This is a genomic window from Caballeronia pedi, assembly GCF_001544915.2.
GTDB lineage: Bacteria > Pseudomonadota > Gammaproteobacteria > Burkholderiales > Burkholderiaceae > Caballeronia > Caballeronia pedi.
Window position 1 is genome coordinate 1 of sequence record NZ_FCOE02000067.1, and the last position, 19,300, is coordinate 19,300.

The 19,300-nt window shown below is 64.9% G+C and carries 20 protein-coding genes; 13 read left to right on the forward strand and 7 right to left on the reverse strand.

What is annotated here, in order from left to right; translation table 11 throughout:
* Window positions 1–360 precede the first annotated feature (360 nt).
* Window positions 361–699 carry a hypothetical protein gene (locus tag AWB80_RS40775; protein ID WP_143328251.1) on the reverse strand — a complete coding sequence of 113 codons (339 nt, stop codon included), beginning with the start codon at window positions 697–699 and terminating at the stop codon, window positions 361–363.
* Here AWB80_RS40775 and AWB80_RS40780 point away from each other — a divergent pair.
* The 8 genes from AWB80_RS40780 to AWB80_RS40815 all read left to right on the forward strand — a co-directional run bounded on the left by AWB80_RS40780 (window position 689) and on the right by AWB80_RS40815 (window position 7,841).
* On the forward strand, window positions 689–1,732 hold the full coding sequence (locus AWB80_RS40780; RefSeq protein WP_061180283.1) for a beta-ribofuranosylaminobenzene 5'-phosphate synthase family protein: 1,044 nt from the start codon (window positions 689–691) through the stop codon (window positions 1,730–1,732). The two genes, AWB80_RS40775 and AWB80_RS40780, sit on opposite strands and share 11 nt — an antisense overlap.
* 78 nt (window positions 1,733–1,810) lie before the next feature.
* Complete coding sequence (locus tag AWB80_RS40785) at window positions 1,811–2,740, forward strand: NAD(P)-dependent methylenetetrahydromethanopterin dehydrogenase (protein ID WP_061180284.1); 930 nt, start codon at window positions 1,811–1,813, stop codon at window positions 2,738–2,740.
* Entirely contained in the window at window positions 2,737–3,912 is a 1,176-nt protein-coding gene (locus AWB80_RS40790; RefSeq protein WP_061180285.1) for an ATP-grasp domain-containing protein, read from the forward strand. The genes AWB80_RS40785 and AWB80_RS40790 overlap by 4 nt, the downstream gene beginning before the upstream one ends.
* Window positions 3,909–4,913 (forward strand): methenyltetrahydromethanopterin cyclohydrolase, encoded by a 1,005-nt coding sequence (mch, locus tag AWB80_RS40795; RefSeq protein ID WP_061180286.1) that lies wholly within the window; start codon window positions 3,909–3,911, stop codon window positions 4,911–4,913. The genes AWB80_RS40790 and mch overlap by 4 nt, the downstream gene beginning before the upstream one ends.
* Window positions 4,910–5,839, forward strand: coding sequence for an ATP-grasp domain-containing protein (locus tag AWB80_RS40800; protein ID WP_087132034.1), 930 nt, complete (start codon window positions 4,910–4,912; stop codon window positions 5,837–5,839). The genes mch and AWB80_RS40800 overlap by 4 nt, the downstream gene beginning before the upstream one ends.
* Window positions 5,826–6,698, forward strand: coding sequence for a triphosphoribosyl-dephospho-CoA synthase (locus AWB80_RS40805; RefSeq protein ID WP_061180288.1), 873 nt, complete (start codon window positions 5,826–5,828; stop codon window positions 6,696–6,698). Before AWB80_RS40800 ends, AWB80_RS40805 begins: the two co-directional genes overlap by 14 nt.
* A 171-nt stretch (window positions 6,699–6,869) precedes the next feature.
* Entirely contained in the window at window positions 6,870–7,379 is a 510-nt protein-coding gene (fae, locus tag AWB80_RS40810) for a formaldehyde-activating enzyme (RefSeq protein WP_061180289.1), read from the forward strand.
* 72 nt (window positions 7,380–7,451) lie between these two features.
* On the forward strand, window positions 7,452–7,841 hold the full coding sequence (locus AWB80_RS40815) for a hypothetical protein (RefSeq protein WP_061180290.1): 390 nt from the start codon (window positions 7,452–7,454) through the stop codon (window positions 7,839–7,841).
* Window positions 7,842–7,883: 42 nt separating this feature from the next.
* Here AWB80_RS40815 and AWB80_RS40820 read toward each other — a convergent pair whose 3' ends face one another.
* On the reverse strand, window positions 7,884–8,375 hold the full coding sequence (locus tag AWB80_RS40820) for a dihydroneopterin aldolase (protein WP_061180291.1): 492 nt from the start codon (window positions 8,373–8,375) through the stop codon (window positions 7,884–7,886).
* Between the two features lie 351 nt (window positions 8,376–8,726).
* Here AWB80_RS40820 and AWB80_RS40825 point away from each other — a divergent pair, with 351 nt between their 5' ends.
* The 3 genes from AWB80_RS40825 to AWB80_RS40835 are packed head-to-tail and all read left to right on the forward strand — an operon-like array spanning window position 8,727 to window position 12,759.
* Window positions 8,727–10,784: a sigma-54-dependent Fis family transcriptional regulator gene (locus tag AWB80_RS40825; RefSeq protein ID WP_061180292.1), complete on the forward strand. Its 2,058-nt coding sequence runs from the start codon at window positions 8,727–8,729 to the stop codon at window positions 10,782–10,784.
* Window positions 10,781–11,380 carry a flavoprotein gene (locus AWB80_RS40830; RefSeq protein WP_061180293.1) on the forward strand — a complete coding sequence of 200 codons (600 nt, stop codon included), beginning with the start codon at window positions 10,781–10,783 and terminating at the stop codon, window positions 11,378–11,380. Before AWB80_RS40825 ends, AWB80_RS40830 begins: the two co-directional genes overlap by 4 nt.
* The gene (locus AWB80_RS40835; protein WP_061180294.1) at window positions 11,359–12,759 is read left to right on the forward strand and encodes a DUF6513 domain-containing protein; all 1,401 of its coding nucleotides are present in this window, start codon (window positions 11,359–11,361) and stop codon (window positions 12,757–12,759) included. The genes AWB80_RS40830 and AWB80_RS40835 overlap by 22 nt, the downstream gene beginning before the upstream one ends.
* Here AWB80_RS40835 and AWB80_RS40840 read toward each other — a convergent pair.
* Window positions 12,756–13,304, reverse strand: coding sequence for a thioredoxin family protein (locus tag AWB80_RS40840; RefSeq protein ID WP_061180295.1), 549 nt, complete (start codon window positions 13,302–13,304; stop codon window positions 12,756–12,758). The two genes, AWB80_RS40835 and AWB80_RS40840, sit on opposite strands and share 4 nt — an antisense overlap.
* 98 nt (window positions 13,305–13,402) lie before the next feature.
* Between AWB80_RS40840 and AWB80_RS40845 the strand changes: the two genes are divergently transcribed.
* The gene (locus AWB80_RS40845; RefSeq protein ID WP_061180296.1) at window positions 13,403–13,699 is read left to right on the forward strand and encodes a hypothetical protein; all 297 of its coding nucleotides are present in this window, start codon (window positions 13,403–13,405) and stop codon (window positions 13,697–13,699) included.
* Entirely contained in the window at window positions 13,699–14,076 is a 378-nt protein-coding gene (locus AWB80_RS40850; protein WP_061180307.1) for a type II toxin-antitoxin system VapC family toxin, read from the forward strand. Before AWB80_RS40845 ends, AWB80_RS40850 begins: the two co-directional genes overlap by 1 nt.
* Before the next feature lie 40 nt (window positions 14,077–14,116).
* On the opposite strand, the gene fba is transcribed toward AWB80_RS40850, so the two are convergent.
* The 4 genes from fba to AWB80_RS40870 are packed head-to-tail and all read right to left on the reverse strand — an operon-like array spanning window position 14,117 to window position 19,291.
* A complete protein-coding gene (gene fba, locus AWB80_RS40855; RefSeq protein WP_061180297.1) occupies window positions 14,117–15,154 on the reverse strand; it encodes a class II fructose-bisphosphate aldolase in 1,038 nt (345 codons plus the stop codon).
* A gap of 29 nt (window positions 15,155–15,183) precedes the next feature.
* On the reverse strand, window positions 15,184–17,235 hold the full coding sequence (gene tkt, locus AWB80_RS40860; protein WP_061180298.1) for a transketolase: 2,052 nt from the start codon (window positions 17,233–17,235) through the stop codon (window positions 15,184–15,186).
* 38 nt (window positions 17,236–17,273) lie between these two features.
* A complete protein-coding gene (locus tag AWB80_RS40865; RefSeq protein ID WP_061180299.1) occupies window positions 17,274–18,146 on the reverse strand; it encodes a phosphoribulokinase in 873 nt (290 codons plus the stop codon).
* A gap of 50 nt (window positions 18,147–18,196) precedes the next feature.
* A complete protein-coding gene (locus AWB80_RS40870; RefSeq protein ID WP_061180300.1) occupies window positions 18,197–19,291 on the reverse strand; it encodes a class 1 fructose-bisphosphatase in 1,095 nt (364 codons plus the stop codon).
* Window positions 19,292–19,300 lie beyond the last annotated feature (9 nt).

The following is a 19,300-nucleotide window of genomic DNA, read 5'->3' on the forward strand; positions in this document are numbered from 1 at the left end:
CGGGGCGGCAGTCACTTTCTTTGCTGCTGCAAAGAAAGTAACCAAAGAAAGCAGCTTTCCCCATCCTGAACGCTTCAAGCCGGCCGCGGCACAGGCGAACCCTTAGGGCACAGCAGTAGCGAGTGCCCTCGCAGGCCATTTCGGGCGTGGACCGCGCACGGTCTGTCACATCGCGCCGCGCGCGTGGCTGGTTCAGCACGAAAAGGCTCCGCCCTGCTTCGCGGCCGATGGGTACATCGGGTCTGCGCGTGCTTCTGATTTCTCTTTTCTCGTCGGTGTCCCTCGCATACCCCACGGCAGCGCGCAGCGCTGTGCCGAAGCTATTTCGTGCTGATCCAGCACGCTCAAATCTCTGGCTCGTCAGACCGTGCGCGGTCCAAGCCCGAGGTGGCCTTTGAGGGCACTCGCTACTGCTGTGCCCAAAACGATCGCCTGTGCCGCGGCCGGCATGAAGCGCTTTGGATGGGGAAAGCTGCTTTCTTTGCCTACTTTCTTTGCAGCAGCAAAGAAAGTAGGTGCCGCCCCGCACAGGGGCAACGCTAATAGACCGACGCGAATACGGGATCCGGCGACAAACCCAAACCCAAGCACAAGCACAAGCTCAAGCAGTACCAAAAGCCTCCTGGTACAGGATTTGCCTAACCCCAAGGCCCCAAAAAATCCGCCACAAAACAGGAAGCCCACTTCGATGCCGCCCACCCCCGGACGCTTATCCCCGCCCCCGGCGATCACAGTCGAATCTCCTGCGCGCCTGCATCTCGGCTTCATCGATCCAAACGGCTCGCTGGGCCGCGCCTTCGGCAGCGTAGGCCTCGCCATCGACGCGCATGGCACGCGCATCACTGCCCGGCAGGCGCCCGCATCGCGCCGCGACGCGCTCATCGAGGGCGCCGCAAGCGATGCCCAACGCGACCGCATCGAACAGCACCTGAAGCAACTGGAAGCCACACTGGGCAAGGGCCCGACCATCGACATCGAGATACACGAAACCCCGCGCGCTCACACGGGCCTGGGCTCCGGCACCCAACTGGCCCTCGCCCTCGGCACCGCATTCGCCCGCGCGCGCGGGCATGCAGCGAGCACCGCCGACATCGCAAGAACCCTCGCACGCGGCGCGCGCTCCGGCATCGGCATACATGCCTTCGATCACGGCGGACTGATCGTCGACGGCGGGCGCGATGCACGCAACGCATCGAGAACAATCCTGCCGCCGCTCATCGCGCGCCAGCCGTTTCCCGAAGCCTGGCGCGTGCTGCTCATCGACGACATCTCGCGCGAAGGCCTGCACGGCGACGAAGAAAAGCGCGGCCTCGCCTCGCTCGCGCCCTTCCCCGCCACGCTCGCCGCGCACCTGAGCCATCTCGTGCTGATGCGCATCCTGCCCGCCGTCGCCGAAAGCGACTTCGACATCTTCGCCGACGCCATCTGCGATCTTCAGCACACCATCGGCGAATACTTCGCGCCCGTGCAAGGCGGTGTGTTCGCGAGCCCCGCCGTTGCGCGCGCGCTCGAAGCCGTCGCCGCCGAGCAGAAGGCGGGCATCGGACAGACTTCGTGGGGTCCGGTCGGCTTCGCGTTCGTCGCGAGCGCGCAGGACGCCGAACGCGCCCTCGCCACCGCACAGCGCGTTTCGCCGGGCGCATCGCTCACATTCACGGTCGCGGCAGGCCGCAATCGCGGCGCGAGCTGGCGCGCGGCCGACCGACGGCATCACGGTGCGAACGCGGCCTGAAACTGCACGACGCATCGACAGCAGCTATCGAAATCAAAGCGACATCAACGCGACATCAACGCCAACGAGTCCATCGCCATGCCCGAAGCCACCGAAAGACCCTACGTCCTGCACATGTTCACCGCGACGCCGCAAATGAGCCCGTTCGATGTGAACATGGCCGCCGACGCCGGCTATCAGATCCTCGTGCCCTACTGCAACGTCGACGAGGACAGCGTCGTGCAACTCACGCAGGACGCAATCTTCTCGCGCGGTCCGAAGGGCGTGTCGCGCACGGGCATCTTCATCGGCGGACGCGATGTGATGCTCGCCGCCGACATGCTCGAAAAAGCCCGCAACGCGATGGTCCCGCCCTTCGAAGTCTCCGTCTTCACCGATCCGAGCGGCGCGTACACGACCGCCGCCGCGCTCGTCGCGCTCGCGGAAAAGCATCTGAAGAACGCGCATTCCGTCGATCTCGGCGGCAAGCGCGTGCTGATACTCGGCGGCACGGGCGCGGTCGGGCGGGTGGCGGCGGCGATGGCCGCATCGCTCGGCGCGGACGTGGCCGTCGCGAGCCATTCGAGCCAGTCGCGCGCGACGCAGGTGAGCGACGAGATCAATCGCCGTTTCGATATCGCGACCTCGGGCGTCGCGACCGGCTCGCCCGACCAACTCCATCGCGAACTCGCGCGCGCCGAAGTGGTGTTCGCGACGGCGGTCGCGGGCGTGCAGGTTATGACGTCCGCCGATCTCGCGCATGCGAAGAACCTCCTGATCGCCGCCGATGTCAACGCCGTGCCGCCCGAAGGCATCGCGGGCGTCAACGTGATGGACGACGGCAAGCCGCTCGCGGGCGCGGCGCGCGCCGACGCGGTCGGCATCGGCGCGCTGGCGATCGGCAATGTGAAGTATCAGGCCGAGCATCGGCTCTTTCTGCGCATGCGCACCGGCGGCAAGCCGGTTTATCTCGGCTTTCCCGAAGCGTTCGACGAAGCCCGCGCGATCGTCGCGGGACAGAGTTCATGATGTCAGCCGACGTCTCGCGCGCGCCGCGCATCGCGGTGGCCGGCCTGTCGGCGCGGCTGGTTGCGCAATCGGCTGCGCGCGCGGGGCTGAATGTCGTCGCGCTCGATATCTTCGGCGACCGCGACACGCGCGAGCACGCGGGCATGTGGTTCGATATCGGCGGCAATGGCATGTCGATCGACCGGACGCGTCTATTCGATGCGCTCGAACGCGCGGCGCGCCTGCCGCGCATGCTCGGCCTCATCGTGACGGGCGGGCTCGAAGCGCTCGCAGGCGAGCTGTCGCGCGCGCCGGGCGTGCCGCGCTTCATCGGCAACGGCGCTCAGGCGGCGGCGGTGCGCGATCCGCGGCGTTTCTTCGGGCTGCTCGATGAAGCGCACATCGCGCATCCCGAAGTCCGATACGCGATGCCCGAGCCGCGCGATGGCTGGCTCGTGAAGCGCTCGGACGGCTGCGGCGGCACGCATATCGAATGGGCTGCGGATGTCGAGCACGCGCCCGACTGCGCGTATTTTCAGCGGTTCGCGCAAGGCCGCTCGATGTCCGCCTTGTTTCTCGCCGCGCATCGCGAGGCGGCGGTGATCGGCTTCGCGGAGCAACTGACGGTCGAAGCGGGACGCCTGCCTTTCGTGCACGCAGGCTCGCTCGGGCCGGTGCGATTGCCGCAGCACATCGCGGCGCGCATCGTCGAGGCGATCGACAGAATCGTCTGGCAGACGGATCTGACGGGCCTCAACAGCATCGACTTTCTGCTCGATGGCGACACCTTCAGCGTGCTCGAAATCAACACGCGCCCGTCCTCGACGATGGCGCTCTACGAAGCCGCATGGCCCGACGCGTGGCCGCGCGGGCTGATCGGCGCGCATCTCGATGCGTGTCTGCACGGCGAACTGCCGCACACACCCGACATGCTCGCGCGCACACCGCCGCTCCACGCCGGACAGCGCGTGGTATTCGCACATGAAGGCTTCACCGCGTCTCGCGCGTTCAGCGACGCGTGCTTCGACGACCCCGCGTGTCACGACATCCCGCTCGTCGGCGCGCGTATCGAAGCGGGTCAACCCGTTTGCACGATGACCGTGTCCGCGCCCGCGTTCGACGACCTGCGCGACGCGCTGGACCGCGAGCACGCGCGCCTTCTGCAACGCATCGAGACCCTATCGAGACCATGACTTCAACTTTTCAGGCGGACGCCGCGCTGAGCGTCAACGCATCGAGCGAGCGGCTCGTCGCGCGTCTCATCGACGATGCCGCGCGCCTTCACGTCGACATCACGCGCACGGACGGCGGCACCGTGATCGTCGATGCGGGCGTGAACGCGAAGGGCAGCGCCGACGCGGGCATGCTGATCGCGCGCATCTGCATGGGCGGGTTCGGACGCGTCGCGCGACGCGTCGCGTTCGATGACGCCCCGCTCTGGCCTAGCTTCATCGAAGTGCATACGAGCAATCCGGTGCTCGCCTGCCTCGCGAGCCAGTACGCGGGCTGGAGTCTGTCCGCGACGAAAGAACAGACGGGCGGCAAGAAATTCTTTTCGCTCGGCTCCGGCCCGGCGCGCGCGCTCGCATGCAAGGAGCCGCTGTTCGGCGAACTCGGTTATCGCGACCGGCATGATCGCGGCGCGCTCGTGATGGAAGTGGATCGGCTGCCGCCGCAAGTCGTCATCGACAAGGTGCTCAACGACTGCGGCCTCGACGCGCAGAACCTCGTGATCGCCGTGACGCCGACGCACTCTGTCGCGGGAACGGTGCAGGTCGTGGCGCGCGTCGTGGAAGTTGCGCTGCACAAGACGCACGTGCTGGGTGTGGATCTGGGAGAGATAGTCGAAGGCAGCGGCAGCGCGCCTTTGCCGCCGCCCGCGCCCGACGGCATCCAGGCAATGGGCCGCACCAACGACGCGATCCTCTACGGCGGCCGCGTGCATCTGACGGTCAGGAGCGACGCGGTCGCGAAACGCCTCGCGGCCGAACTGCCTTCATCGAACGCGCGTGACTACGGGCGTCCGTTCGCCGATATCTTCACGTCGTTCAACTACGACTTCTATCAGATCGACCCCGCGCTCTTCGCGCCTGCCGAAGTGTGGGTGTCGAGCCTCGAAAGCGGCGCGACGTATCACGGCGGCAAGGTCGACAAGCCGCTCCTCGATGCGCAATGGCTCGGAGACGCGTCATGAGCTTTCGCGTCGCGCTCATGACCGATGAAACCGGCTGGCACACCGGCCGCCTGAAAAAAGCGTTTCGCGCGCGCGACGTGGAAGCGCGTTGCGTCGATCTCGCCGCATGCCGCATCGACACGACATGGAAGCCGCACGGCCTTGCGATTCCCGGCTTCGGCCACACGCTGCCCGACGCGGTGTTCGTGCGCGGCATCGCGGGCGGCACCTTCGAGCAGGTCACGTTGCGGCTCGGCATATTGCACGCGCTGCGCGAATCCGGCGTGCCCGTCTATAACGACGCGCGCGCGATCGAGCGCAGCGTCGACAAGTCGATGACGAGCTTTCTGCTCAACCGCTACGGCGTACCGACGCCCGCGACCTGGGCGGGCGAATCGCCGGCGTACGCGCAGCGCGTGCTGATGCGCGAGGCGGCGGCGGGCCGGCAAGTCGTGATGAAGCCGCTCTTCGGCTCGCAGGGCAAGGGCTTGATGAAGCCCGGCGTGAGCCTGCCGCCGCTCGACGCTTTCAGTCAGGTTGCATATCTGCAGCGTTTCGTCGATGCGGGCGAACCGGGCTTCGACTGGCGCGTGCTCGTGATCGGCGGGCAAGCGGTGGCGGCGATGAAGCGCATCGGCGGCGAGGACTGGATTCACAACTTCGCGCGCGGCGCGCGCTGCGAGCCGGCGGAGCCGACGCCCACGCTCGCGGACATCGCCGTGCGCGCGACGGCGGCGCTCGGGCTCGATTACGCGGGCGTCGATCTGATCGCGGCGGAAGGCGGCGGGCCCGTGGTGCTCGAAGTGAACGGCGTGGCGGCATGGCGCGGGCTGCAATCAGTGACGACGCTCGATATCGCGGCGCTGCTCGTCGACGATCTGCTGGATCGCAAGTGTGTCGCATCGAAGGGCGCGCTCGCGCTCGCCAGCGGCGATGAACGCGTTTGACGCGCCTCGTGCCGAACGCGCGCGCACCGCGTTCCTGCGCGCGTGCCGGCTCGATGTCGAAACGATGAAACCCGGCAACGTGAGCATCGCGAGCGCGGGGCACGGCATGACGTCGGCGCAATTCATCGCGAGCGCGGGCACGGCGGCGGCGGGCCTCTTCACGCCGGGCGCACGCGTGGGCGCGCGCATTCTCGACGCCGTGCGCCGCACTTTCGACGCGGTCGGCTGCAACACGAATCTCGGCATCGTGCTGCTCGCGGCGCCGTTGTGCGCCGCGCTCGAAAGCTTCGATGCGAGCGAGCCGGTCGATGCATCGCGCTGGCATGCGGCGACGCTGCGCGTACTCGCGGAGCTTGATATCGACGATGCGCGGCTCGCCTATCGCGCGATCGCGCTCGCCAATCCGGGCGGTCTGGGCGACGCGCCCGAGCAGCCCGTGCACGCGCCGCCGACCGTGAGCTTGCGCGCGGCGATGGCGCTCGCGGCGGATCGCGACAGCATCGCGCGTCAATACGAGAACGGTTTCGCCGATATCTTCGGCGCGGGCCTCGACGCGGCCGGCGCGTTCGGGCCGGAAACGGAGCATCGCGCGATGCTCGATGCGTTCCTGAGCTTTCTCGCCACGTGGCCCGACTCGCACATAGTGCGCAAGCAAGGCGCGACGGTGGCGCAAAGTGTCACGCGCGATGCGGCGATGCATCGCGCGAACTGGCGCGCGGCGGGACGTCCTGCGGCGTCTGTCGCGCTCGATGCGTGGGATGCCGGATTGAAGGCGCGCGGCATCAATCCGGGCACGAGCGCGGACCTCGCGGTGGCGACGCTCTTCGTTGCGCTGACGACGTCATCGATGGATGCATGAAGTCTGCCCGCGCGAACAGAAAATTGGCACGGAACATGTTAGGAAGTTCGCGGTTGAGCGGTCGCATCGGAAAGTCCGGTCGAACGCGAGCCTTGCGCGGCTTTGAGTCTTACCGTCGCGAGTCGAGAGCAAGTCGCTAGTCCCGAGAACACACATCACTGGAGGAACAGCATGGCCAAGATCAACCGCGTCCTGGTAGGAGAGTCGCTCGTCGGCGATGGCAACGAGGTCGCACACATCGACTTGATCATCGGACCGCGAGGTTCCGCTGCCGAGACGGCGTTCTGCCACGCGCTCACGAACAACAAGGATGGCTTCACGTCGCTGCTCGCCGTGGTCGCACCGAATCTGCTGACCAAGCCGAACACGATTCTCTTCAACAAGGTGACGATCAAGGGCGCCAAGCAGGCCGTGCAGATGTTCGGCCCGGCGCAGCGCGCGGTCGCGATGGCAGTCGCCGACAGCGTGGAAAGCGGCGTCATTCCCGCCGATGAAGCCGACGATCTGTTCATTTGCGTCGGCGTGTTCATCCACTGGGAGGCGGATGACGACCAGAAGATCCACGATTTCAATTATCAGGCGACGAAGGAATCGATTGCGCGCGCGGTGGCGGGCGAGCCGTCGGCGCAGGAGGTAGTATCCAAGAAGGGCACGATGTCGCATCCGTTCTCACCGAGCTGATGCGGTGTGTGGCCGGTGCGTTCGTGCTGGTGTGCCGGCCGTTTTTCACTTCATGACCATGAGGCTTATCGCATGACCCCACGTTGCTGCGCGTTGACGGTGCTCACCTGCCTCTCGCTGATTTCGCCGCTTTCGATCGCCGCGACGGGTGGCGGGGGCGCCGCCGCGCCCGCCAGGACTCACGATTATCCGACCGAAGGACGCGTGGAATACGTGCTTGGATGCATGGACGACAATGGGCACGATTTCGCCAACGTCTATAAGTGCTCGTGTGCGATCGACAAGATCGCGAAGGTGCTTACTTATGATGATTACGTCGAGCAATCGACGTTTTCGAAGTATGCGACGCTGGGTGGGGAGGGGGGAGCGGAGTTTCGGGTCGACCGCGCGAAGGCGCAGACCAAGCGGTATCGGGATTTGCAGAAGGATGCGTTCAAGGCTTGTGGGATCAAGGGGAAGTGACCGGTCGGGATTTGTCGCCGGTTCCCGGCGACAAATCAAAGCTCACTCCGGCACATACCCTCGACCGATCCAGGCAAGACTAACCGGCGCTCCTTTCCGGGCATCGGAATCAACCGGACGTCGCCGCTCGATCACAACCCCCACCGCATCGACATCATCGAACTTGGCTGGCTTGGCCAGCGTCACCCTGACCCAATGCGCCCCGAAATCCGCGATAAGCATCTGTGCGATGCGTTCCGCGAGCGCCTCGAGCAACTGCAAACCATGTGACGCGAGAAGCCCATGAATCGCTTCCCGCACTGCCGCATAATTCACCGTGTCTTCGATCCGATCGGTCGCGCAAGCACGCAGGAACGGCACACCGATGGCAAGGCTCATTCGCACCGTCTGCGGATCGTGCAGCTCGCTCTTGTCTATGCCGATAACCGTCTGCCCGGTGAGTCCTTCGATATAAACGACATCCATCGCACCGGCAGACCCGCCAGGTTGCGCCGCAACATGAACAGCTTCGCGAATCGGTTCGAATCGGCCCATATGCCTGTTGCCGCGCGAAGCGGCCCTTAGAAAGAAAACCCGGCGCCCATCGCCGAATGTATCCGTAAGCAGCAAGCAAAAAGCGGGCGCGTTTGTGCGTCTGTATGCGACTCCTTATTGAATCGATGCGTCATAGGATGTAAAGTTTTTGAGAACCGGACCGGATCGGGTCGCATACAGCACCTGGAATCCCCCGACTACCCGGCCACGAGGCGCGCCTGCAAGCGGAACAGTCGAACAGCCGCAGCAGGCAGCACAGCCGCAGCGCCAGCGTAAAACACAACAGATACGGCGCCGGACGGCCGCGCGATACCCGCGCACCGGAATGCGGCGCAACGGAGACTTGCCCCCATGTCGTCGCTTGCTGACGTAGACACGCATGTCCGGGAAGTGCTGAACATCGTCAATAATCCGCTGGCCGCACGCCGCGCCAGCGATTCGGTCGCGCAATCGTGGCTGCGGTGCCTCACGGAATTCAGGCTCGATCCCGGCCGCTTCGTCATGCCGCCCGTGCTCACGCAGCACGAACTGAACGATCGCCGCGAAGCTGCGAGCGATCTGATCGCGTGCTCGAAGCTCGAAATGACGACGCTGTATCAGCAGCTCGCCGATCCGGAACTCGCCGTCGTGCTCGTCGATGCGGACGGGGTCATCGTGCATCAGGTGTCATCGGTACCGTTCGGCGAAGCCGTCGCCGCCGACGGTCTGCGCGTCGGCGCGATGTGGAGCGAGCGCGAGGCCGGCACCAACGGCATGGGCACGTGCCTCATCGAGCGCGATTGCATCGCGGTATGCCAGCACGAGCATTTCTATCCACGCTATACGTCGCTCACGTGCTCGGCCGCGCCGATCTTCGACGAGCGCGGCACGGTCGTCGGCGTGCTCGACGTGACGAGCCGCTCGAAGCTCCTGCAGCAGCATTCGCTCGTGCTCGTCGGGATGTCGCGGCAGATGATCGAAAATCGTCTGATCGATGCGCGCTACCGGCACGCGAACCTGATTCACTTTCATAGCCGGCCCGAGTTCGTCGGCACCCTGCACGCGGGCAAGCTCGCGGTCAGCGACGAAGGCGTCGTGCTCGCGGCGAGCCGCAGCGCGCTCTTTCAGCTCGACCTGCGCTCGCCCGGCGAGTTGTGCGGCAAGCGCATCGAGGAAGCGTTCAACGCGACGCTCGAAGACATGATCGCGCGCAGCATCCGCGGCTCGTTTCATCCGGTGACGGTCTATAGCGCGAAGGCGAACAGCCGCTTTTTCCTCACCGCGCAGACGCCGCGCGACGGCGCGAGCGGCACGACGCGCATCCTCATGAGCGATCCGGTCTCGCGTGATCTGTCCGCACCGGGCGCGCGCGCCAAAGCGCCGAAGAAGGACATGCGCGAGCCCGCCGCGACCGGCCGTCTCGACAAACTCTCGCATCTGGAATTCGGCGATCCGCGCATGGCCTCGCAGATCCAGCTCGCAGCGCGCGTGATCCAGCGCAAGATCCCGATCATCCTGCGCGGACAAACCGGCACCGGCAAGGAAGTCTTCGCCAACGCGCTGCACAGCATCAGCCCGAACGGTGCGGGCGCGTTCGTCGCGGTGAACTGCGCGTCGCTGCCGGAGAATCTGATCGAAAGCGAACTGTTCGGATATCGCGCGGGGGCGTTTACGGGCGCGCAGCGTGAAGGACGGCGCGGCAAAATCGTGCAGGCGAACGGCGGCACGCTCTTTCTCGATGAAATCGGCGATATGCCGCTCACGTTGCAGGCGCGTCTGTTGCGCGTGCTCGAAGAACACGAGGTGACGCCGCTCGGCGCGGAAACCACCGTCAAGGTGGACTTTCAGTTGATCAGCGCGAGTCACCGCAATCTCATCGAACTCGTGCAGACGGGCATGTTCCGCGAGGATCTGTATTACCGCCTGAACGGCATCGAGATCAATCTGCCGCCGTTGCGTGAACGCGCCGATGCGCTCGCGCTCATCGGCCATATTCTCGAAACCGAATCCGACGAGCCGCCCGCGCTTTCCGCCGAAGCACGGCAGGCGTTGCTCGCGTATCCGTGGCCGGGCAATATCCGTCAGTTGCGTCATGTGCTGCAAATGGCGATCGCGCTCTGCGACGGCCCCGAAATCCGCTGCGCGCATCTGCCGCCGGAGATCGTCAACGGTGCGGGCACGACAACCGCCGCGACCCGCGCGCCGAGTCCCGCCGCGAGCACGCCGCTCGCACATCTCGCCGAAGACGCCGACACCTCGTCGCTCAACGCGATCCAGGTCAAGGAACGCGAGACCGTGCTGCAGTTGCTCGACGAGCATCGCTGGAACGTGAGCAATGTCGCGAAGGTGCTCGGCATCAGCCGCAACACGCTGTATCGGAAGATGCATCGTCTGCATATTCGCCTGTCGCACGATACGCCCGACGCATGACGCAACCCACGCCCGCCCGCCGGCTCGACGAGTTCAAGCCCGACGCGCGCTTCGCGTGGTGCGTGACCGGCTCCGGTCACATGCTGGAGGAATCGATCGCGCTCGCGCTGCGCCTGCCCGGCGTCGATCTGTTTCTCTCCGCCGCCGGCGAGGAAGTGCTGCCGCTCTACGGCTGGACGCTCGCGAAGCTGCGCGAGCGCTTCAAGGTGTTTCGCGATAACAGCGCGAGCAGCGTGCCCGTCGGCATGCTCTATAGCGGCGAATATCACACGGTCGTGATCGCGCCCGCGACGAGCAATACCGTCGCCAAATGCGCGTTCGGCATCTCCGATACCTTGCCCACCAATCTCTATGCGCAAGCCGGCAAGCAATGCGTGCCGGGCATCGTGTTCGCCTGCGATACCGCGCCGTCCGTCATCACGCACGCCCCGAAGGAATGGGTCGAAGTGAGGCCACGCGCGATCGAGTTCGAGAACGTCGAGCGGCTCGCGCGCTTCGCGCATACCACCGTGGCCCGCTCGCTCGACGATCTCGAAGCCGCGCTCGATCAACGCCTGTCGGACCTGCATCTCGCATGGAACACATCGTCTTCCTGACCGGCCGGCTCGCGCAATTGAGCCTTCAGCAAGTGCTCGAAAGCATCGCGCCCGTCGCGAAGAAATCGCCCTTTACGTGGGAAGTTCGCGAGATCGGCTTGCAGGTCGCGGGACTGATGACCGCCGACATGATTCGCCGGCGCGTCGCCGTTCCTCTGACCGAAGGCACGAGCCGCATGATCCTGCCCGGCCGATGCCGCGGCGATCTCGATGCCCTCACCGCGCACTACGGCGTGAAGGTCGAGCGCGGTCCCGAGGAGGTAAAAGACTTGCCGCAGTTCTTCGGGCGCGAGGCACGGCATGTCGATCTGTCGCGCTACGAGACGGAGATCTTTGCGGAAATCGTCGATGCGCCGCGACTCGATCTCGACGGCATCGCGGCGCGCGCGCGCGAATATAAACGGCAAGGCGCGGATGTCATCGACATCGGTTGCCTGCCCGAGACGGCGTTTGCACATCTCGAAGACGCCGTGATCATGCTGAAGGAGCAAGGCTATCGCGTGAGCGTCGATTCGATGCGCGATGAGGAACTCGTGCGCGGCGGGCGGGCGGGCGCGGATTACGTGATGAGCCTCAACGCCGATACGCTATGGATTGCTGATGAAATCGCCTCGACGCCGGTATTGGTGCCGCGCGAACCCGCGGATGTCGCCTCGCTCGATAGCGCGATCGACGCAATGACGAAGCGCGGCCGCGCCTTTCTCGCCGATCCGATTCTCGATCCGATTCCGTTCGGGCTCGCGGCGTCCATCGCGCGCTATGTGTCCTTGCGCGAGCGCTATCCCGATGTGCCGATCATGATGGGCGTCGGCAACGTGACCGAGTTGACCGAGGCGGACACGAGCGGCATCAACGCGGTGCTGTTCGGCATGGCGGCCGAGTTGCGCGTGGCCGCCGTGCTGACGACGTCGGTGAGCCTGCACGCGCGGCGCGCCGTTCGCGAAGCCGATGTCGCGCGCCGCGTGATGCATGCCGCGCGCGAAACGCAGACGCTGCCCAAGGGCATTTCAGGCGATCTGTCGGCGCTGCATGCAAAGCGGCCGTTTCCCTACGATGCCGATGAAATCGGCGTATTCGCCGCTGCGGTGCGCGATCCGAATTTTCGCGTGCAGGTCTCGGCGGACGGCATTCATGTCTATAACCGCGACGGACATCACGTCGCGGCCGATCCGTTCGCGCTGTATCCCGAACTCAAGGTCGAGAACGACGGCGGCCATGCGTTTTATCTCGGCGTGCAGCTCGCACGCGCGGAAATCGCCTGGCAACTGGGCAAGCGCTTCGATCAGGATCAGCCGCTCGACTGGGGATGCGAGGTCGATAAGCCGGACGACGATCTGATGGCGTGGCACGCGCCGGGAAGCACGAAGCAGAAAAGCTAGGCCTTCCATTTGATCGAGCAGCCGAGCGCCGGGTATTGCTGCCCGGGCGCTTCGCCGTGCTGCGCTATCGAGCGCATCGCTTCGAACAGATCGCGGCGCGCATCGGGCAGCGCTTCCTTGCGCGAGGCGTCGATACGGCCGCGATATCTCAATCGCAAGTCCCGGTCGAAGCCGAAGCATTCGGGTGTGCATACCGCGCCGTAGGCGCGCGCGATTTCCTGCGTTTCGTCATGCAGATAGGGAAAAGGGAGATTCCATTCCTGCGCGACTGCAATCATGCGGTCGAAGGCATCGTCGGTGTAGACGCTCGCGTCGTTCGAATTGATGCCCGCCATGTTGATGCCGATGTCCTTCAGCGCGTGGGCGTCGCGAATCAGGTTCGGCATCGCGGCCTTCACGTAGGGGCAGTGATTGCATATGAACACGATCACGAGACCGTTCTTGCCTTTCAGTGAGTCGAGCGTGCGGCTCTGGCCGTCGGTCGCGGGTAGCGTGAATGCGGGTGCTGCCGCGCCGAGTTCTGCGGTCGGAGATTCGGTAGGCATGAGATAGCTCCCAATTCTTCCAATTGGCCGTTCGGCATATTGGCGGGTTAGTCGGACTCGGATAGCATGAATGCTCTTTTTAGTTATCCGGAGTAATCGTGTATATCTTTAGTGTCGAAGAAGCGCAGAAGGATTTGCCAAAGGTGCTGGAACTGGTAGCGCAGGGCAAGGAAGTTGCCATCGGGGGCGAGCATCCGGCCTTGCTACGCCGCGTCAAGGCTGTCGGAAATCTCTCCCACGGTGATCCCGAAGCGGTTGGCTCAATAATCATCGGATATGTCGACGACGAAAGCGTGCTCGACGATGACTTGGTCAAACCGTTACCCGACGACATCATTGCGGAGTTTTACAAACCCCGGATCTACGACGCCAATCCTGCGCCCGAGAGCCGATGATCCGCTTACTGCTCGATACACACGTCTATATCTGGAGTGTTGCGAAGGACCGCAGAATGCCGACCGACTTCCGCGAGCTAATCGCCGAGGCCGACCAGGTTTTCGTGAGCACGGCCAGCATCTGGGAACTGTCGATCAAGTCCGCGCGAGGCAAACTGGAGCCGGACGGCGAACGCGCAATCGACGAACTGGAAGAGCAACCGGTCATCGTGCTTCCGGTCCAACTGAAACATGCCAAAGCGGTGCGTACCATGCCTGACCTGCATCGCGATCCGTTCGATCGTCTATTGGTTGCACAGGCGCGAACGGAAGTGCTCAGATTCCTGACTGTCGACTGTGAACTCTCCGAGTATCTTGCCGAAAAGGCGCCCGCCTGATCCAGCGCCGCCCGTCCCGAGCCAACGAGCGGCGCTCCCCTCAGTGATACTTCCGCGCCATCGCCTCCAGTCCCAACGGCCTGATGCGGTCCGCATGCCCCGCGCAGCCGAACGCCTCGAACCGCTCGATACACAACTCCCGCGCCGCCGCCGTCGCCGCCTTCAGCGCGTGCCGCGGATCGAACTCCGACTTCGCCGACGCCATCGCACGGCGCATCGCGCCCGTCATCGCGAGGCGAATATCCGTGTCGATATTCACTTTCCTCACGCCGTTCGCGATGCCGCGCCGGATCTCCTCCACCGGCACGCCGAAGGTCGCGGGAATGTCACCGCCATGTTCGCGGATGATCGCGAGCCACTCCTGCGGCACCGACGACGACCCGTGCATCACGAGATGCGTATCCGGCACGCGCGCGTGAATTTCCGCGATGCGGTCGATCGCGAGAATATCGCCCGTCGGCTGGCGGCTGAACTTGTACGCGCCGTGCGACGTACCGATGGCGATCGCGAGCGCGTCGATGCCGGTCGCCTCGACGAACGCGCGCGCTTCGTCGGGGTCGGTCAGCAGGCGATCGTGGCTCAACGTTCCTTCCGCGCCGACGCCATCCTCCTCGCCCGCGCGCCCCGTCTCCAGCGAGCCGAGACAGCCCAGTTCGCCCTCCACCGATACGCCCACCGAATGCGCCGCCTCCACGACGCGCCGGCTCACTTCCACGTTGTAGTCGTAGTCGGCGGGCGTCTTCTGATCGGGCATGAGCGAGCCGTCCATCATCACGGACGTGAAGCCCGAGCGGATCGCCTGCTGGCACACGGACGGGCTCGCGCCGTGATCCTGATGCAGCACCACCGGAATATCCGGATGCGCCTCGACGGCAGCGAGCACGAGATGCCGCAGATACGGCTCGCCCGCATACTTGCGCGCGCCCGCCGACGCCTGCAGGATCACGGGGCTCTTCGTCGCCTCGGCCGCCTGCATGATCGCGTGCACCTGCTCCATGTTGTTGACGTTGAACGCGGGCACGCCGTAACCGTGCTCCGCCGCGTGATCCAGCAACTGCCTCAATGCGATGAAAGCCATCGTGATGTCTCCATGCAAGTAGCGAAAATTCAGGCCGCCACGCGGCGCGCTTCCTCGACGAGCGCATCGGTCGTCACGCCGAAGTGCGCGAACAGTTCGCTCGCGGGCGCGGATTCGCCGAAGCGATCGATGCCGATCACACCGCCCTTCAAACCGACGTACTGTCGCCAGAACGCCGTGACGCCCGCTTCGATCGCGACGCGCGGTACGCCTTCCGGCATCACGCGTTCGCGCCACACGTTGCACTGACGATCGAACACGGTGGTCGACGGCATCGACACGACGCGCGCCAGAATGCCCTCTTGCTTCAGCGGCTCGACAGCTGCGAGCGCGAGCGCCACTTCGGAGCCCGTCGCGATCAGCACGACGCGGCGCGCATCGCGTTCGCATGTCGAGGGCCAGTCGGCGAGCACATAACCGCCGCGCTCGATGCCGTCGATCTGCGCCTCGTCGCGCGGCACGAACGGCAGGTTCTGGCGCGACAGCAAGAGACACGAAGGCCGGTCGCGCTCGACCGCGCTGATCCACGCCTGCATCGTCTCGACGGTATCGCAGGGACGCCACACGTCGAGGCCCGGAATCATGCGCAGGCTCGCGGCATGTTCGATCGGCTGATGCGTCGGGCCGTCCTCGCCGAGGCCGATCGAATCGTGCGTGAAGACGAACACGGTGCGCGTCTTCATCAGCGCGGCCATGCGCAGCGCGTTGCGCGAGTAATCGGAGAACGTGAGGAATGTGCCGCCGAATGGCAGATAACCGCGATGCAGCGCGACGCCGTTCAGCACCGCGCTCATGCCGAACTCGCGCACGCCGAAGTGGATGTAGTTGCCCTTTTCCGGCGCGGCGGTGACGTCGACCGCCTCCTTCCAGCGCGTGAGGTTCGAGCCGGTCAGGTCGGCCGAACCGCCGAGCAGTTCGGGCAACGCGCGTGCAAGGCCCTCGATGGCGAGTTGCGAGGCCTTGCGCGTCGCGACCGTCTGCCGCGCGCGGTCCGCCTCGCGCACCAATGCATGCGCCGTGTCGCGCCAGTTCGCAGGCAGCGCGCCGCGCGCGCGGCGCTCAAACTCGGCGGCTTCGCGCGGAAACACGCGTCGATACGCGTCCATGCTGCGATTCCAGTCTTCCTGAGCCGACGCGCCTGCCTCGCGCGCGTCCCACGACGCGCGGATCGACGATGGAATCTCGAACGGCGCATGCGTCCAGTCGAGCGCGCGGCGCGTCGCATCGACTTCGTCGGCGGGCAGCGGCGCGCCATGCACGTCGTGCGTGCCGGCCAGCTTCGGCGCGCCGAGTCCGATCACCGTCTTGCAGCAGATGAGCGTCGGACGATCCGACTCGCGCGCCAGTTGCAACGCGTGCGACACGTCGTCGACATCGTGGCCGTCCACCGCGCGCACGACGTGCCAGCCGTAGGACTCGAAGCGCTTCGGCGTATCGTCGGCGAACCAGCCGTCCACGTGGCCATCGATCGAAATGCCGTTGTCGTCGTAGAGCACGGTGAGCTTGCCGAGCCGCAACGTGCCCGCGAGCGACGCAGCCTCATGCGAGACGCCTTCCATCAGACAGCCGTCGCCCACGAAAACGTACGTGCGATGATCGACGATCTCATGCCCCGGGCGATTGAACTCGCGCGCAAGCAAGGCTTCAGCCAGCGCCATGCCGACCGCATTGGTCAAACCCTGTCCGAGCGGCCCGGTCGTCGTTTCGACGCCGGGCGTCACGCCCACTTCCGGATGCCCGGGCGTCTTGCTGCCCATCTGCCGAAAGCGCCTGATCTCGTCGATGGACACGTCGTAGCCACTCAGATGCAGCAGCGCATAGAGCAGCATCGAGCCGTGACCGTTGGACAGCACGAAGCGGTCGCGGTCCGGCCAGTCGGGGTCGACGGGATTGTGCTTCAGATGACGTCCCCACAGTGCGACTGCGATCTCCGCCATGCCCATTGGCATGCCAGGATGACCGGAGTTCGCCTGGCTCACGGCATCGACGGCGAGCATGCGCAGCGCATTCGCCATCTGGCGCGTTTCGTGTGAGCCGGGTGAGCGGTTGAGTCGGGGCAAAGCTTCAGCGACGGCATTCATGAGATGCCTCCTTTCGATGCGATGATGAGAAACCTGTCTCAGGCGCGCGCGCAGCGGTCGCGCAACTGCAGAATCATCGGCGTGAAGATGAGCTGCATCGCGAGACCCATCTTGCCGCCCGGCACGACGATCACATTCGGCCGCGACATGAACGAGTCGTGCAGCATCGTCAGCAGATACGGGAAGTCGATGCCCCTCGGCTTGGCGAAGCGGATCACGACGAAGCTCTCGTCGGGCTGCGGAATCTCGCGCGCGGTGAACGGGTTCGATGTATCCACGGTCGGCACGCGCTGGAAATTCACATGCGTGCGCGAGAACTGCGGACAGATGTAGTTCACGTAATCGGGCATGCGGCGCAGGATGGTATCGACGACCGCCTCGTGCGAATAGCCGCGCATCGTCTGATCGCGATGCAGCTTCTGAATCCATTCGAGATTGATGATCGGCACCACCCCGACGAGCAGATCCGCATGACGCGCGATATCGACCTTGCCAGTCACCGCGCCGCCATGCAGGCCTTCGTAGAACATCATGTCCGTACCGGGCGTGATGTCTTCCCACGGCGTGAAGGTGCCCGCATCCTGCCTGTAGTGCGCGGCTTCGCCTTCATCGTGGACGTAATGGCGAAACTTTCCGCTGCCCGTTTCGCCGTAGGTATCGAACAGGGTTTCGAGTTCTTCGAGCAGGTTTGCTTCCGGCCCGAAGTGGCTGAAGTTGACGAGGCCATCGCGTTCGCTCTGCTTCATCGCCTCACGCATGCCGAGACGATCGTAGCGATGAAACGCATCGCCTTCGACAATCTGCGCATTGATTTTTTCGCGCCTGAAGATATGCGTGAAGCTCTTCATGACGGTGGTGGTGCCGGCGCCGCTCGACCCGGTCACCGCAACGATCGGATGCTTGACTGACATGCGCTTGCCTCCCTGCTGTTTATGTAATGAGCGCTGTTTCAGATGCGGACTTACGCTTGCGTTTCCGGCAGGAACAACGAACGTTCCTTGAACAACGGCGACGTGAACGGCTTGTCCTCACCGCGATCGTATTCGCCGTGATAGCGCTGAATGCGCTGGACTTCGTTGCGTGAACCGAGAATCACCGGCACGCGTTGATGCAGCGCTTTCGGCTCGACATCGAGAATGCGCTCGCGCCCCGTGATCGACAGCCCGCCCGCCTGTTCGACGAGGAAGCTCATCGGGCTTGCTTCATAAAGCAGGCGCAGGCGTCCTTCCATCTCGGGCGTCTTGAAGTCGCGCGGATACATAAAGACGCCGCCGCGCATCAGGATGCGATGCACTTCCGCGACCATCGATGCGATCCAGCGCATGTTGAAGTCCTGCGTGCGGCAGCCGGTGCGGCCGTCCTTGCATTCCTGCACATAGCGTCGCACCGGCGGCTCCCAGAAGCGCTCGTTCGATACGTTGATCGCGAACTCGCTCGAATCCTCGGGAATGCGGATATCGGAATGGGTGAGCACGAAGTTGCCGACATCGCGTTCCAGCGTGAAGCCGTGCGTGCCGTTGCCGACGGAGAGCACGAGCATCGTCGATGGCCCGTAGATCGCGTAGCCCGCCGCGACCTGCTCGCGGCCGGGGCGCAGGAACGCGGCTTCGTCGGCGGGTTGGTCATCGTCGGCGCCGCGTCTGAGCACGGAGAAGATCGAGCCGACGACGCCGTTGATATCGATATTCGACGAGCCGTCGAGCGGATCGAACGCGAGCAGATATTCGCCGCGCGGATAGGTCTCGGGAATCGCATAGACTTCGTCCATCTCTTCCGACACCATGCCCGCGAGCAGGCCGTCCCATTCGCAATGCTGCAGGAAGATCTCGTTGGTCACGAGGTCGAGCTTCTTCTGTTCCTCGCCGTGCGTGTTGATCGAATGGGCCGTGCCGTGCTGTCCGCCCAGCGCGCCGCGCGTCAATGCGGCGGCGATCGTCTTGATCGACGCGGCCACATCGATCAGCAGCGCAGACAGGCCGCTCGCCGCTTCGGGACCGGGCTTGCGGTCCAGCGTGTCGATCAGGAACTTCGATAAGGTCGTGCGTCCATCCTGCATCGCGCTTCT

What these genes read in the sequence shown, in the direction of transcription:
- AWB80_RS40780 (WP_061180283.1), top strand. Translation starts at nt 689, where the DNA reads ATGCCGCCCACCCCCGGACGCTTATCCCCGCCCCCGGCGATCACAGTC.
- AWB80_RS40785 (WP_061180284.1), top strand. Translation starts at nt 1,811, where the DNA reads ATGCCCGAAGCCACCGAAAGACCCTACGTCCTGCACATGTTCACCGCG.
- AWB80_RS40830 (WP_061180293.1), top strand. Translation starts at nt 10,781, where the DNA reads ATGACGCAACCCACGCCCGCCCGCCGGCTCGACGAGTTCAAGCCCGAC.
- AWB80_RS40815 (WP_061180290.1), top strand. Translation starts at nt 7,452, where the DNA reads ATGACCCCACGTTGCTGCGCGTTGACGGTGCTCACCTGCCTCTCGCTG.
- fae (WP_061180289.1), top strand. Translation starts at nt 6,870, where the DNA reads ATGGCCAAGATCAACCGCGTCCTGGTAGGAGAGTCGCTCGTCGGCGAT.
- AWB80_RS40820 (WP_061180291.1), bottom strand. Translation starts at nt 8,375, where the DNA reads ATGGGCCGATTCGAACCGATTCGCGAAGCTGTTCATGTTGCGGCGCAA.
- AWB80_RS40805 (WP_061180288.1), top strand. Translation starts at nt 5,826, where the DNA reads ATGAACGCGTTTGACGCGCCTCGTGCCGAACGCGCGCGCACCGCGTTC.
- mch (WP_061180286.1), top strand. Translation starts at nt 3,909, where the DNA reads ATGACTTCAACTTTTCAGGCGGACGCCGCGCTGAGCGTCAACGCATCG.
- tkt (WP_061180298.1), bottom strand. Translation starts at nt 17,235, where the DNA reads ATGAATGCCGTCGCTGAAGCTTTGCCCCGACTCAACCGCTCACCCGGC.
- AWB80_RS40825 (WP_061180292.1), top strand. Translation starts at nt 8,727, where the DNA reads ATGTCGTCGCTTGCTGACGTAGACACGCATGTCCGGGAAGTGCTGAAC.
- AWB80_RS40840 (WP_061180295.1), bottom strand. Translation starts at nt 13,304, where the DNA reads ATGCCTACCGAATCTCCGACCGCAGAACTCGGCGCGGCAGCACCCGCA.
- fba (WP_061180297.1), bottom strand. Translation starts at nt 15,154, where the DNA reads ATGGCTTTCATCGCATTGAGGCAGTTGCTGGATCACGCGGCGGAGCAC.
- AWB80_RS40870 (WP_061180300.1), bottom strand. Translation starts at nt 19,291, where the DNA reads ATGCAGGATGGACGCACGACCTTATCGAAGTTCCTGATCGACACGCTG.
- AWB80_RS40865 (WP_061180299.1), bottom strand. Translation starts at nt 18,146, where the DNA reads ATGTCAGTCAAGCATCCGATCGTTGCGGTGACCGGGTCGAGCGGCGCC.
- AWB80_RS40835 (WP_061180294.1), top strand. Translation starts at nt 11,359, where the DNA reads ATGGAACACATCGTCTTCCTGACCGGCCGGCTCGCGCAATTGAGCCTT.
- AWB80_RS40800 (WP_087132034.1), top strand. Translation starts at nt 4,910, where the DNA reads ATGAGCTTTCGCGTCGCGCTCATGACCGATGAAACCGGCTGGCACACC.
- AWB80_RS40790 (WP_061180285.1), top strand. Translation starts at nt 2,737, where the DNA reads ATGATGTCAGCCGACGTCTCGCGCGCGCCGCGCATCGCGGTGGCCGGC.